The organism is Variovorax sp. F042, from assembly GCF_057814215.1.
On record NZ_JBVASX010000008.1, the window covers coordinates 118,037 to 130,148 of the forward strand.

General features: G+C 68.0%; 11 protein-coding genes. 6 read left to right on the forward strand and 5 right to left on the reverse strand.

Annotated elements, in window-relative coordinates:
- Window positions 1–249 precede the first annotated feature (249 nt).
- From ACZYSP_RS23255 to ACZYSP_RS23265, 3 genes are read left to right on the forward strand one after another with little or no spacing between them, the layout of a single operon-like run.
- On the forward strand, window positions 250–1,293 hold the full coding sequence (locus ACZYSP_RS23255; RefSeq protein ID WP_489016839.1) for an SAM-dependent methyltransferase: 1,044 nt from the start codon (window positions 250–252) through the stop codon (window positions 1,291–1,293).
- Window positions 1,290–2,093 (forward strand): DUF1295 domain-containing protein, encoded by an 804-nt coding sequence (locus ACZYSP_RS23260; RefSeq protein ID WP_489016841.1) that lies wholly within the window; start codon window positions 1,290–1,292, stop codon window positions 2,091–2,093. Before ACZYSP_RS23255 ends, ACZYSP_RS23260 begins: the two co-directional genes overlap by 4 nt.
- A gap of 23 nt (window positions 2,094–2,116) precedes the next feature.
- A complete protein-coding gene (locus ACZYSP_RS23265) occupies window positions 2,117–3,118 on the forward strand; it encodes an alpha/beta fold hydrolase (protein WP_489016843.1) in 1,002 nt (333 codons plus the stop codon).
- 9 nt (window positions 3,119–3,127) lie between these two features.
- On the opposite strand, the gene ACZYSP_RS23270 is transcribed toward ACZYSP_RS23265, so the two are convergent.
- The 3 genes from ACZYSP_RS23270 to ACZYSP_RS23280 all read right to left on the reverse strand — a co-directional run bounded on the left by ACZYSP_RS23270 (window position 3,128) and on the right by ACZYSP_RS23280 (window position 7,426).
- A complete protein-coding gene (locus ACZYSP_RS23270) occupies window positions 3,128–6,172 on the reverse strand; it encodes an autotransporter outer membrane beta-barrel domain-containing protein (protein ID WP_489016845.1) in 3,045 nt (1,014 codons plus the stop codon).
- A 322-nt stretch (window positions 6,173–6,494) separates the two neighbouring features.
- Complete coding sequence (locus ACZYSP_RS23275; protein WP_489016847.1) at window positions 6,495–7,133, reverse strand: LysE family translocator; 639 nt, start codon at window positions 7,131–7,133, stop codon at window positions 6,495–6,497.
- Window positions 7,121–7,426, reverse strand: coding sequence for a DUF2917 domain-containing protein (locus ACZYSP_RS23280; RefSeq protein WP_489016849.1), 306 nt, complete (start codon window positions 7,424–7,426; stop codon window positions 7,121–7,123). Before ACZYSP_RS23280 ends, ACZYSP_RS23275 begins: the two co-directional genes overlap by 13 nt.
- A 152-nt stretch (window positions 7,427–7,578) precedes the next feature.
- On the opposite strand from ACZYSP_RS23280, the gene ACZYSP_RS23285 reads away from it, so the two are divergent.
- Window positions 7,579–9,018, forward strand: a complete 1,440-nt coding sequence (locus ACZYSP_RS23285) for an aminotransferase-like domain-containing protein (RefSeq protein ID WP_093179977.1) — start codon at window positions 7,579–7,581, stop codon at window positions 9,016–9,018.
- Here the strand turns inward: ACZYSP_RS23285 and ACZYSP_RS23290 are convergent.
- A complete protein-coding gene (locus tag ACZYSP_RS23290) occupies window positions 9,004–9,669 on the reverse strand; it encodes a TetR/AcrR family transcriptional regulator (RefSeq protein ID WP_489016851.1) in 666 nt (221 codons plus the stop codon). The genes ACZYSP_RS23285 and ACZYSP_RS23290 overlap by 15 nt on opposite strands.
- 82 nt (window positions 9,670–9,751) lie before the next feature.
- Between ACZYSP_RS23290 and ACZYSP_RS23295 the strand changes: the two genes are divergently transcribed.
- Both ACZYSP_RS23295 and ACZYSP_RS23300 read left to right on the forward strand, forming a co-directional pair.
- Entirely contained in the window at window positions 9,752–10,417 is a 666-nt protein-coding gene (locus tag ACZYSP_RS23295) for an O-methyltransferase (RefSeq protein ID WP_489016853.1), read from the forward strand.
- Window positions 10,418–10,565: 148 nt separating this feature from the next.
- The gene (locus tag ACZYSP_RS23300; protein WP_489016855.1) at window positions 10,566–11,774 is read left to right on the forward strand and encodes an MFS transporter; all 1,209 of its coding nucleotides are present in this window, start codon (window positions 10,566–10,568) and stop codon (window positions 11,772–11,774) included.
- On the opposite strand, the gene ACZYSP_RS23305 is transcribed toward ACZYSP_RS23300, so the two are convergent.
- Complete coding sequence (locus ACZYSP_RS23305) at window positions 11,737–12,078, reverse strand: hypothetical protein (RefSeq protein ID WP_093059460.1); 342 nt, start codon at window positions 12,076–12,078, stop codon at window positions 11,737–11,739. The two genes, ACZYSP_RS23300 and ACZYSP_RS23305, sit on opposite strands and share 38 nt — an antisense overlap.
- Between the last annotated feature and the right edge of the window lie 34 nt (window positions 12,079–12,112).

The following is a 12,112-nucleotide window of genomic DNA, read 5'->3' on the forward strand; positions in this document are numbered from 1 at the left end:
GAATCTATTGCATCGACCGGTTGAATCCGCCGTCTCTAGTGGGCATGCGGGCCTACCACGCCAAACGGCCACGACCAGTCTGATAGTTCTGTTGCTCCATCGTGGAACGCTTGAATTCCGCCATTCACGGCTGACCCCGAAACCGGGTACTGACGTCCACAATGCCGGAAGCCTCATCCAAAACCCATCCCGCCGCGTACAGATGTCTACGGCACGCACACCGACGTGCCCCCAACGAGGAACCCGCACATGCCGCAGGACATCGCATTCGCCATCCGCTGGGTCGAAAAGGGCCTGGTGCCTGACACCGTCGTCCGCCAGGGCATCCGCCGCCTGCTGAAAGACCGGCTCGCCGAACTGCACGCCGGTAACGCCCTGGCCGTGGCCGATCTGACGCAAGACTTCGTCGCCCGCATGGCCGCTGAAAACCTGGCACCCCTGCCCGAGAAAGCCAACGAGCAGCACTACGAAGTGCCCGCCGCCTTCTTCGCCGAGGTGCTGGGCAATCACCGCAAGTACAGCAGCTGCTACTGGCCCGAGGGCACCCGCACGCTGGAAGATGCCGAGTCCGCCGCGCTGGCTGCCACCTGCGAGCGCGCCGGCCTGGGCAATGGGCAAGACGTGCTGGAGCTGGGCTGTGGCTGGGGTTCGCTCACGCTGTGGATGGCCGAGCGCTATCCGGGCAGCCGGATCACGGCGCTGTCTAACTCGAATTCGCAGCGCGAGTACATCGAGACGCAGGCGGCGCAGCGGGGGCTGGGCAACGTGCGCGTGCTGACGCGCGACATCAACGTCTTCGACACCGACGAGCGCTACGACCGCGTGGTGTCCGTCGAGATGTTCGAGCACCTGCGCAACTGGCCGCAGGCTTTTGCCAATGTGGCGCGCTGGCTCAAGCCCGAGGGGCGCTTCTTCATGCATGTGTTTGCCCATCGCGAGGCGCCGTACCCTTTCGAGGTGCGCGACCCGAGCGACTGGATGAGCAAGTATTTTTTCTCCGGCGGCATGATGCCCAGCGACGATCTGGCACTGCACTGCCAGGACGACTTGCGGCTGCTGCGCCGCTGGCGCTGGGAAGGCAGTCATTACCAGCGCACGGCCGAGGCCTGGCTGCGCAACATGGACGAGCGGCGTGATGCGTTGCGGCCGCTGTTCCAGGCCACGTACGGTGTCGAGGCCAATGTGTGGTGGACGCGCTGGCGGCTGTTCTTCATGTCGGTGGCGGAGCTGTTCGGCTTCGACCATGGGCAGCGTTGGTGGGTGAGCCACTATCTGTTCGAGCGCAGGGCATGAGCGGCGTGGCAGAGGTAGCGCTGGCGGGCCTGGCATGGACCGCATCGCTGGCGCTGCTGACATGGGTGGCGAGCCTCGTGCGCCACGACGCCAGCCTTGTCGATCGCATGTGGCCGGTCTTCATCGTGGGCGCGGGCCTCGTGTATTTCGCGCTGCTGCCGGTGCAGACGGCGCGCGGGTTGTGGATGGCCGTGCTCGGCGCGGCGTGGGCGGTGCGGCTGTGTCTGTACATCACCTGGCGCAACTGGGGTCATGGCGAGGACCGGCGCTATCAGGCGATTCGCGCGCGCAACCAGCCGAACTTCGGCTTCAGGAGCCTGTATCTCGTGTTCGCCTTGCAGGCGGTGCTGGCGTGGATCGTCTCCGCGCCTTTTCTGCCGGGCATGTTGGCGGCACGATCGCTGGGCGTGCTCGATGTGTTGGGCGTGGCACTGGCGCTGTTCGGCATCTTCTTCGAGGCCATTGGCGATGCGCAGATGGCGCGTTTCAGGTCCGACCCGAAGAATGCGGGCCAGGTGATGGACCGCGGCCTGTGGCGCTACACACGGCACCCTAACTACTTCGGTGAGGCCTGCGTCTGGTGGGGCATTTGGCTCATGGCTGTGGGCGGGGCAGGGTGGAGCGGCGCGTGGAGCGTGGTGTCGCCGCTGCTCATGACGTGGCTGCTGCTCAAGGTCTCGGGCGTGCGCATGCTCGAGGCCGACATCGACGAGCGTCGCCCCGCATACCGCGAGTACATCGCGCGCACCAATGCCTTTGTTCCGGGGCCGGTGCGGCGGTGGCACTATCCGGACCAGTGAAGCCCTCGTTCAAAAGTCTGCTGATGCGCATCGTCCTCTGGAGCACGGCAATCGTCGCGCTGGTCGTCCTCGTGGGTGTCGTGTACGAGCAGGTCGGCCGCTACCGCGCGGCGCGCGACTTTCCCGCGCCGGGGAAGATGGTCGACATCGGCGGGCGAAAAATCCACCTGGATTGCCGCGGCTCGGGCTCGCCCACCGTCGTGTTCGAGGCGGGGCTGAGCGTCGACGGTTCGTTGAGCTGGTCGGCCGTGCAGTCGAAGGTCGCGGCACACACGCGTGCGTGCTCGTACAGCCGCGCGGGCTTGATGTGGAGCGACGCTTCGGATGCACCCTATAGCGCCAGGCAGGTGGCGCAAGACCTTCACGAGGCCCTGACCCGTGCGGGCGAGCACGGCCCCTTCGTGCTGGTCGGCCAGTCGCTGGGCGGTCTTTATGCGACGAGCTTCACGAAGTACTTCGGCGCCGAGGTGGCGGGGCTGGTTCTTGTCGACCCATCGCATCCGGACCAGGTCGCGCGTGTCGCGGCTTTCATGACGGAGACGCGGTCGCTGCGCTCTCGCATCGCCGTGTGGCTTGCGTGGTCCGGCCTGTTGCGCGCGGCGGCTCCCTCGCTGCTGCCGCAGGCACCGAACCAGACGGCGCGCGATGCGCAGGCGGTTCACGCATTTGCGCCGAAGTCGATGGTCACGCAACTGGCGGAGAGCGATGCGACCGATGCGTCGCTCGCCGAGGCCGGTGCCTTTCGGAACTTGGGCAACCGGCCGCTGGTGGTGCTCACCGCGATGGCGCCTTACACCGAGGCTGAACTCCGGGGAATGAAGATCACGCCCGAGCAGGGCAAGCAGGTGCAGGCCATCTGGGAGAAGCTGCACGAGGACATGGCGACATGGTCCTCGCGCAGCACGCACCGGCTGTTGCCGAACGCCGGGCACGACATCCAGTTCGACGACCCGGCTGCGGTGATCGATGCGGTGATGTCAGTCGTCGAAACGGTCCGCGCGGACCGCGACAACGGGTCGCACTGACGCTGCGCCTCACCAGCGGATCTTCACGCCCACGCTGCCGTTGACTCCGCTCTTCGTGCGCGTCGCGCCGCCCGAGTCCCACAGCTTGCCGAGTTCCGCATACACGCTGGTGCTTGGCGTCAGCTGCAGCGTGGCGCCCACCGCTAGCTCGGTGCTCGTGCCGCCTGTGCGGGTGGCGATGTCGGTGTACGCGGCCGGGCCGATGAAGCGGCTGACGTCGGTGCCGCTGCTGCTGCGGTAGACATTGGCCCGCACATAGGGCTGCAGCAGGCCGGCGGATGTAGCGATCTCGCCCTTGACCCGCACGCCCGCGCGCGCCAGCCAGCCGTTGTGGCTGTCTTGTTGCACCAGGGCGCCCGTGATGCTGCCGTCGTCGAGGTTCACGCGCTGATGCACCAGCTGCAACTGGGGCTCGATGGTCCAGCCCGGGGCGATGTTGAAGGCCTGGCCCACCTCGATGGAGGCCAGCAGGCTGCTGCCCTTGCCGGAGCTGCCGAAGCCCAGCGTGGGCGACACGGTGTAGCGGTGGCGCCCGGCCTGCAGCACGCCGTCGACGTACAGGCCGCTGTCGTTCTTCCAGGTGGCGTAGGCGCCCAGGTACTGGCTGCGCAGGTCGTTGGAGCCGGCTGCGTAGTTCACGATGCCGCGCGCGAAGCCGGTCACGCTCATGTCGCCGTCGAGCTGGCCGACGTAGACGCCGGCGCGCCAGTTGGCATCGGCCCACAGGTCGGTGCCGGCCTGGAAGCCCGTGAGGCGCCCCTTGCTGGTGGGGCTGACGGTGCCGCTCTGGCTGATGGTGCGGTCGGTGCTGATGATGCGGGCCCAAGCCTGGCGGTAGCCCTGGTCTGGCGTGGCGGTGTTGGCGCCGGTCGGGCCGTCGTCGCCTACGCGCTGATGCATGTTGCCGAGCATCGCCAGGTTGGACTGGCGGAACTGCTCGGGCAGCGCGGCGTAGAGCGGCACTTCGGTGCGGTAGGTGGGCACGGTCACGCCGCCGCCGCTTCCGCCACCGCTGGCCGGTGGAACGACGGTGGCAGTGGAGCGCAAGTACCAGTTCTCGCCCGCGCCACTTGCGTCGGCGGCGTACAGCCGGTACTCGTAGGCGCCGGCATCGACGTGGCCGCCTGCCAGGGCGAAGGCGCTCTTCGTGGTCTGTGCGGTGGTCGTCGCCCCGTTCAGCGCGCTCACGACTTCGATGCCGCTGCCGCTGGTCAGCGCGCCCAGGCCTCCGAGGTTGGTGATCTGCACGTTGGTCGTGCCGCTGGCAATGGCGGTGCTGCCGCTGAGGATCAGCCGGTCGCTTGCGCTGCTGCTGTCGCCCAGCGCCGTGCCAAGGCGCAGCGTGCCGCCGCTGCCCACCCACGGGCCGGTCACCGTGAGGGTGGTGCCGGGCGCGGTACCCACCAGCGAGACGGTGCCGCCGTTGGCCATCGACGCGATGGTCTGGCTCCGGCCGGCCAGGTCGAGCGTGGCGCCCGATGCGACCGTGAAGGCGCTGGCGCTGCTGAGTGCGTTGGCCGCACCGGCGCGCAAGGTGCCGGCGGCGACGTTGGTGGCGCCGGTGTAGATGTTGGCGCCGGCCAGGGTCAGGGTGCCTGCGCCACTCTTCACCAGGTCGCCGGCGCCCGAGATCGGGCCCGACCAGCCCATGTCGTGGCCATTGGTGTTGATGGTGCCCGTGCCGCCCAGAAGCAGGGCATTGCTCATGCTCAGGCCGTCGGCGCCGGCAATCACGCTGGCGGTGGCGCCACTGTCGATGGCAACGGCGCCCGTCAGCGCCGCGCCGGCGTTCAGGGTCAGGCTGTTGCTGCCGCCGGTGAATTCCACGGCCGACGCACGGGTGAGGCCGTCGCCGGCCAGCCCGCCCGAGATGGCGCCGCTGTTGGCGATGGTGAGGTTGGCGCCCATCACGCCGACGCCGCCCACACCGTTGGCGCCGCTCGCGCCCCCGTTGCTGTTGGAGCCACCGGTGCTGCCGGCCCCGCCGGTGATGGAGCCGCTGTTGGTGATCGTTGCGCTGGCACCCGTGGCCCACAAGCCGATGCCGCCGTCGCCGCCAGCCCCCGGTGCACCGGTGCCGCCCGCGCCGCCGCCACCGGCTCCGCCTGCACCCCCTGCGCCACCGGTGACCGTGCCGGTGTTGGTCACCGACACCGCGCTGCCGGCCAGCGTGATGCCGTTGCCGCCGGCCCCGCCGCCGCCGCCCGATGCGTTGCTGCGCGCCGGCAGCAGTTCCGATCCGCCGGTGCCGCCCGCACCGCCAGCGATGGTGCCGCTGTTGGTGAAGGTGAGCCCCGCCGTCGTGGCATTCAGGAAGAACCCGCCGCCGCCGCTGCCGCCGCCACCGGCTTGCGAGAAGGCATTGCCGCCATTGCCGCCCGCGCCGCCCGTGGAACTGCCGGAGGCCGTGTAGTTGCCGGTCGGCCCGATGAGGATGGAGCCGAAGCCGCCCGCGCCGCCGCCGCCGGCAGCCCAATAACCGTTGCCGCCCACGCCCCCGGTGCCGCCGGTGTAGCTGTTGGAAGAGGAGGTAACGGCGCTGCCGATCGACGAGCCCTGGAATCCGCCGCCACCGCCGCCGCCATATCCGTTGCCGTTGGCGGCGTCGCCGGTCTGCGATTGGCCCGCGCCGCCGTTGTCGCCCTGCAGTACGCCGGGGCTGACGACGTTGCTGGTCGTGCCCGCCGCGCCGCCCGTGCCTGCGGTAGCGCCGGCAAAGGAGCCGATGTTGGCAGTGGAGCCCGCCGTAACGCCGGCATCGGTCGACGATCCGCCGGCTCCGCCGTTCGCACCCACCGTGGTGTCGTTGAGCCCGCCGCTGCCACCGCTGCCGTTGCTGCCGCCCGCGCCGGCGTGCAGCGAAGGGTCGCCGACGGGCTGCCCGCCAGCGCCGCCGGCCGCCATCGCCGGCCCGGCGCCCAGGAGCAGCACCGCGACGGCGACGGCCCCCAGTTCGCCTAGTCTGGCCGATCGCGCGTGGCCGCGAGATGTTTCAGGAGCGGCGACCCAAGTGCCGAGCGTCGGATTCCAGAGGGTGCGAAAAATCTTGTTCATGGCTTCAATTTGTTCGTTTGTTGTTACCTGACAGGCAGGCTCCCGTGCGCAGGTGCGCTCTCTCTTGCGCCTGTGCGTTCCGTCGTTTTCCATTTACAAGTCAAAAATGTAAGTACGCGTACACGCTGGCGATATGCCTGAAAGCGGGTACCCCCTGAGGGAGTGATAGGCGAGGAACGGGAGCACCAGGCCCGTCCCGAGGCTGCGTACTGAGGCCTACGGCACTACAGGCGCAGCGCCGTCTGACGCAGGTCTACCCTGAACTGCGTCTGAAAGTAACCAATGATTCGCGACGGATACAAAGATCCGCCCGCAAGGCGAGCTAAGCGCCCGGCCTTTGGGAGACCGCCAGGCGTGCGGCCAGGCCGCCCAGCACCGAACCCATCGCATAGCGCTGCACGGCCAGCCAATGCGGGTTGTGCTCGAACCATCCGGCAATGCGGGAGGCAGACATCGCCATGGTCAGCAGCACGACAAAGCTGATCGCGATCTGCGTGGCGCCGAGGATCAGGCTCTGCGCGAACAAGGAGCCGTGCTCCGGCGAAATGAACTGCGGGAACAGCGAGAGATAGAAGAACGCGACCTTCGGATTCAGCAGGTTCGTCAGCAGCCCCATGACGAAGAGCTTGCGGGGCGAGTCATGCGGCAGCTGCCGCCCCTGAAACGGCGAGCGCGCGCCGGGCCGAACCGCCTGCCAGGCCAGGTACGCCAGGTACACAGCGCCCGCCCACTTCAGCAGCTCATACGCCAGCGGCACGGTCACGAACAGCGCCGAGAGGCCCAGCGCGGCCGCCATCATGTGCGCGATGAATCCGGCGAGCACGCCGAGCAGCGAAACAAAACCGGCCTGCCGGCCCTGGCAGATCGACCGCGAGATCAGATACACCATGTTGGGCCCGGGCGTGATGGCCAGCAGAACCACCGCACCGGCAAAGATCGCCAGATCGGTCAGGGGGACCATGGCAGCCTCCGTGCGGAAGACGACGTGACGATGCGCAGCACCGCGGCGCTTGCTCCATCGCTCTGCACCACGACCGGCCCGTTGTGGTGCAGCAGCAGCGATTCGCCGCCGGCGACGAAGTGGTCGTCGAGGTCGCCGGGTTCGGTGAGCCACACGCGGCCGCTCGTCACTTCGAGGCGTGCGCCGGCGCGGTGGCGCAGCGTGCGCGCCTCGCCGATGGGTAGCGTCATGAGAGACGGGGCGGATGCGCCGTGGCGTGTTCCGGGCGATGGGGTGTGGGTGAGTGTGTTCATGGACTCGACAGTAGAGATCGGGCGTCGAGCTGCACAGCCACAGGCATTCGCCATCTGGAGTGGTACAGACCGGGCGCAGCCGCATCTGTGCCAGTCGCGGCGGCCGCCATCTGTACCTGTCGGGCCGCGCTGGTGCGGTACAGAATGCGGCCATGCCCGAGCACGACCAAGCCGAGGTGCTGTACCTGCAGATCGCCGAATCGATCGCCATGCCGATCCGCACCGGCACGCTCGCGCGGGGCGAGCGCATTCCGTCGGTGCGCGAACTGGCGCGGCATCACAGCGTGTCGCTGGGCACGGTGGTGCAGGCCTACCGCATGCTGGAGGATTCACGCCTGATCGTGGCGCGGCCGCGCTCGGGCTACTTCGTCGCGGCCCGCCCGCCGAGGCCACCCGAGCCAGAAACCTCGAACCCGCCTGCGGACTCGATGGCGGTCGATGTCAGTTCGCTCGCAGCGCGCGTGATGCAGCTCGCGCACGACCCGGGCTACGTCTCTTTCGGCGCCGCATGCCCGAGCGCGGACCTGTTTGCCGAAGAGCGTGTACGCCGCGCGACCAGCCGCGCCGTTCAGCGCCATCGCGCAACGCTCACCCAATACATCGTCGGCTCCGGCGATGAGAGCCTGCGCCGCGCGATTGCGCGCCATGCGCTGCGCATGGGCTGCCAGCTCGACGCGCGCGACATCGTCGTGACGAACAGCTGCCTCGAATCGATCACGCTCTGCCTGCGCGCGGTAACGCAGCCCGGCGACGTGGTCGCGCTCGAATCACCAACGCTTTTCAGCTTTCTGGAGATCCTCGAGGACCTGCACCTGCGTGCGCTGGAAATTCCGACGCATCCGCGCACCGGAATCTCACTCGACGCGCTGCAGCTGGCCTTCGAAACGCAGCCGGTGAAAGCCGTGCTCGCCGTACCCACGCTCTCGAACCCGATGGGCGCGAGCATGCCGCCGGCCGACCGGCGCCGTCTTGCGCAGATGGTTGCCGAACGCGGCATCCCGTTGATCGAGGACGTCACCTACAACGACCTTGCCGAGCAGGACGAGCAGCGCCGTGCCGTGCGCTCCTTCGACACCACGGGGCACGTGATGCTGTGCTCCTCGTTCTCCAAGACGGTCGCACCCGGGCTGCGATTAGGGTGGGTCGATGCCGGGCGATGGGGCACGAAGGTGGCGCGCATGAAGCAGGTGACCAGCGGCAGCCAGTCGGCGATGCTGCAGCGTGCAATGGCCGACCTGCTGATGCAGCCGGGCATCGAGGCCAACTACCGACAGATGCGCTCGACCATCGCGGCGCGCGTCGATGAAGTGCGCGGGCTCATCGCACAGCACTTTCCGAAGGGCACGCGCGTCACCGATCCTCCGGGCGGGTTCATCCTGTGGGTCGAACTGCCGCACGGCACCGATTCGCTCGCGCTGTTCCAGGCCTGTCTTGCCGAGGGCATCGTCATTGCTCCAGGCACGATGTTCAGCGCCACGAACCACTTTCGCCACTGCATCCGGCTGGGGCTCGCCGGCCGCTGGGACGATGCCCATCGCCATGCACTGCGGCGTGTGGGCGCGTTGGCGGAGGCCATGTCAACGCCGCGCTGAACGGCTGGTGCGTTTCTTCTGGCCGTGCCCGAGGCTTTGGAGGTACGCGCAGAACATGTCGGCCATGGCGTCTGCATAGGCTTCGATCTCCGCGTCGGTTCGCGGGCTTTCCGAGAACTGCTTTCCCACTGCGCCGAACGTCGTCGTGATCAGGTCGCCGGCCAACGCGCGCGTGGCTTCGGAGGCATCGGGCAGGGCCTCCTGCATGAAGGCCTGCACGGTGCGGTCTCCGGCGGCCCTGGCCTCATGCGCCTCGGGTGCGTCCCGGTAGAGCGGGGCGGCGTCGCTCAGCGCCACACGCATTCCTGCTTCTTCGCACTCCGAGCGGATGAAGGCGTGCACCAGCATGCGCAGCCGCTCCAGCGGCGGCCTTTGTGCGTCTTCGAGGATGCCGCACAGCATCTCCGTCGTCTGCCGCCATTCGTCGCTCTGGAGGCGAAAGAGGATCGACGCCTTGTTCGGAAAGTACTGATACACCGACCCGACACTGACGCCGGCCCTCTCGGCCACTCGCGTAGTGGTGAAGCGGTTTGCGCCTTCTTTCGCCAAAACCTGAAGGGCGGCTTCGAGGATCGTGGCGACGAGCCCGGTCGAGCGGGCCTGCTTGGGCTGTCTTCTAGAGGAGATTGGTGCGCTTCGGCGTTCGGTCATCGGTGGGGCTCGCAACGCGAATAGGAAATGTGAATGTTCCTTCATATTATGAGTGCTCGTTCACTCCAACACGAAGACCCCTGTGACAACCCTGACCACCACACCGCTCGAGCCCTTGCTGGAGCGCCTGTTCGAAGAGGCCGCCGCCGCGTCGCCTGCAATGAGCTCCGCGGTCGCTGACCTCTCCAGCGAAGAGCGCACGCGCCTGATGCGCAGCAAGACCGACTACCTCGACTTCTACGCAAAGCTGAAGGACGTTCCGCTCCCCGTCTCGCGCGAGACGGGCGCGCTGCTCTACATGCTGGCGCGCAACAGCGGCGCGCGAACCATCGTCGAGTTCGGCACCTCGTTCGGCATCTCGACCCTGCACCTCGCCGCGGCCCTTCGGGACAACGGTGGCGGCCGCCTCATCACCACCGAGTTCGAGCCGTCCAAGGTGGCGAGGGCTCGCCAGAACCTGGCGGCCGGCGGCCTCGACGACCTGGTCGAAATCCGCGAGGGAGACGCGCTGCAGACGCTTGCCGCCAACCTCCCGGATTCGATCGACCTGCTGCTGCTCGACGGTGCCAAGGCGCTCTATCCCGAGATCCTGGAGCTGGTCGAGAGCCGCCTCCGGCCGGGCGCTTTCATCGTCGCCGACAACGCCGACTACAGCCCCGACTACCTGGCGCACGTGCGCTCGCCTGAAGCGGGCTACATGTCCACGCCGTTCGGCGAAGATGTCGAGCTGTCGATGCGGCTCGGCTGACAACAACACCAGCGCGGACACAGCGTCCGCGGTGCCAGTCGCACTGGCCGTAAGCGTCTGACGTCAAGCAACGCACTCAACGATCCTCGTCGGTCGGAGTGCGTGCGTTTGCGCGCTTCCGTCGATGGGGAACAGCCTGGACAACACCATGACTTCTCAATCGACACAGTCGACAACATCTTCGACACGTCACCCGGCGCAGGGCCGCCTGCTGCTGCTGACGGCCATCCTCTTCATTTCCTACCTTTGCGTCGGCATGTCATTGCCCATCGTGCCGATCTTCGTGACCGGGCGGCTGGGGCTCGGCAATGTGTGGGCCGGGCTCGGCGTCGGCATCGCCTTTCTTGCGACTGTCGTCAGCCGGGCGCATGCCGGCAGCCTTTCGGACCGTCGCGGGGCCAAGGTCGCGGTGGCGCGCGGGCTGGCTTTCTATGTGGGCGGGGCGGTGGTCTCGCTGATTGCGGGGCTGTCGTTCCTGGCGCCGTGGACGGCCTTTCTTGTCCTCATCGCCGGCCGGCTGCTTATCGGGCTTGGCGAGAGCCTTGTTGCGGTCGGTGTGATCGGCTGGGGCATCGGCCTCGTCGGTCCCGCCCGTTCGGGGCAGGTGCTGGCATTGGTTGGCGCCGCCATCTACGGCGCTCTGGCAGTTGGCGGGCCCATCGGCCTGGCATTGCTCGACCGGTTCGGATTTGCCGGCGCGATGGGCGTCAGTGCGATCCTGCCCTGCCTCGGGCTGCTGACCGTCTGGCGCATCGCAGGCGTTGCCGCGCAACCTGGCACAGAGCGCCCGCCGTTCTGGCGCGTGATCGGCAGGATCTGGCCGCACGGTTCCATCGTCTGCCTCCAGGGCATCGGCTTCGCCGCGATCGGGGCGTTCTTCACGCTCCATTTTCTGGATCAGCACTGGCGCTATGCCGGGCTGGGCCTGACAGCCTTCGGCAGCGGATTCGTTCTGGTCCGTGTGCTCTTCGGCCATCTGCCGGACCGCGTGGGCGGCCTGCCCGTGGCGATCGGATCGCTCGCCGTCGAGACGCTCGGCCAGGTCCTGATCTGGAGTGCGACCGATCCGGTGCTTGCCCTTGTCGGCGCGTTTCTCACAGGGCTCGGCTGCTCGATGATCTTTCCGGCCATGGGCCGCGAAGTCGTGCGCCTTGTGGAGCCGCATCTGCGCGGCACGGCGCTGGGCGGGTTCTCGGCATTCCAGGACATCGCCTACGGCCTGACGGGTCCCGTGGCCGGGCTTCTGGCTGACCGGGCGGGTTACAGCGGCGTCTTCCTCATCGGCGCAGGTGCGGCGGCGGCGGGTCTCGTGATTGCGATCAGTCTCCGCCAGGTGCAGAGAGTTGCTCCAGGTTGATTTCGCAGGCCGCCTTCAAAGCGGCCGCGACCTTCTCCGGCTCCAGGCGCAATTCCGCGATGTCGCGCTCCCCGACGCAAAGGCCGTCGAGCCGCACGTAGATGCGTGAGAAGTCGCCACCGAGCGCACGCGCTACGTCGCTCAGGCAGTCGGCAAGCGTGGCGAAGCCGCCGTCGCGGTACGAACTGGGCGGTATCACGCCCTTGGACCGCGGCGCGCGAACGGAATACGCGTACGCTGCTGCTTCCTTCCGGAGCTCCACCACGGGCTGCAGGCAGCGTTGAACTTCCCCGGTCTTTTTCATGGACTCAGTTTAGATGCGGCGCTGCGCCCCATCC

What these genes read in the sequence shown, in the direction of transcription:
- ACZYSP_RS23255 (WP_489016839.1), top strand. Translation starts at nt 250, where the DNA reads ATGCCGCAGGACATCGCATTCGCCATCCGCTGGGTCGAAAAGGGCCTG.
- ACZYSP_RS23260 (WP_489016841.1), top strand. Translation starts at nt 1,290, where the DNA reads ATGAGCGGCGTGGCAGAGGTAGCGCTGGCGGGCCTGGCATGGACCGCA.
- ACZYSP_RS23265 (WP_489016843.1), top strand. Translation starts at nt 2,117, where the DNA reads ATGCGCATCGTCCTCTGGAGCACGGCAATCGTCGCGCTGGTCGTCCTC.
- ACZYSP_RS23270 (WP_489016845.1), bottom strand. Translation starts at nt 6,172, where the DNA reads ATGAACAAGATTTTTCGCACCCTCTGGAATCCGACGCTCGGCACTTGG.
- ACZYSP_RS23275 (WP_489016847.1), bottom strand. Translation starts at nt 7,133, where the DNA reads ATGGTCCCCCTGACCGATCTGGCGATCTTTGCCGGTGCGGTGGTTCTG.
- ACZYSP_RS23280 (WP_489016849.1), bottom strand. Translation starts at nt 7,426, where the DNA reads ATGAACACACTCACCCACACCCCATCGCCCGGAACACGCCACGGCGCA.
- ACZYSP_RS23285 (WP_093179977.1), top strand. Translation starts at nt 7,579, where the DNA reads ATGCCCGAGCACGACCAAGCCGAGGTGCTGTACCTGCAGATCGCCGAA.
- ACZYSP_RS23290 (WP_489016851.1), bottom strand. Translation starts at nt 9,669, where the DNA reads ATGACCGAACGCCGAAGCGCACCAATCTCCTCTAGAAGACAGCCCAAG.
- ACZYSP_RS23300 (WP_489016855.1), top strand. Translation starts at nt 10,566, where the DNA reads ATGACTTCTCAATCGACACAGTCGACAACATCTTCGACACGTCACCCG.
- ACZYSP_RS23305 (WP_093059460.1), bottom strand. Translation starts at nt 12,078, where the DNA reads ATGAAAAAGACCGGGGAAGTTCAACGCTGCCTGCAGCCCGTGGTGGAG.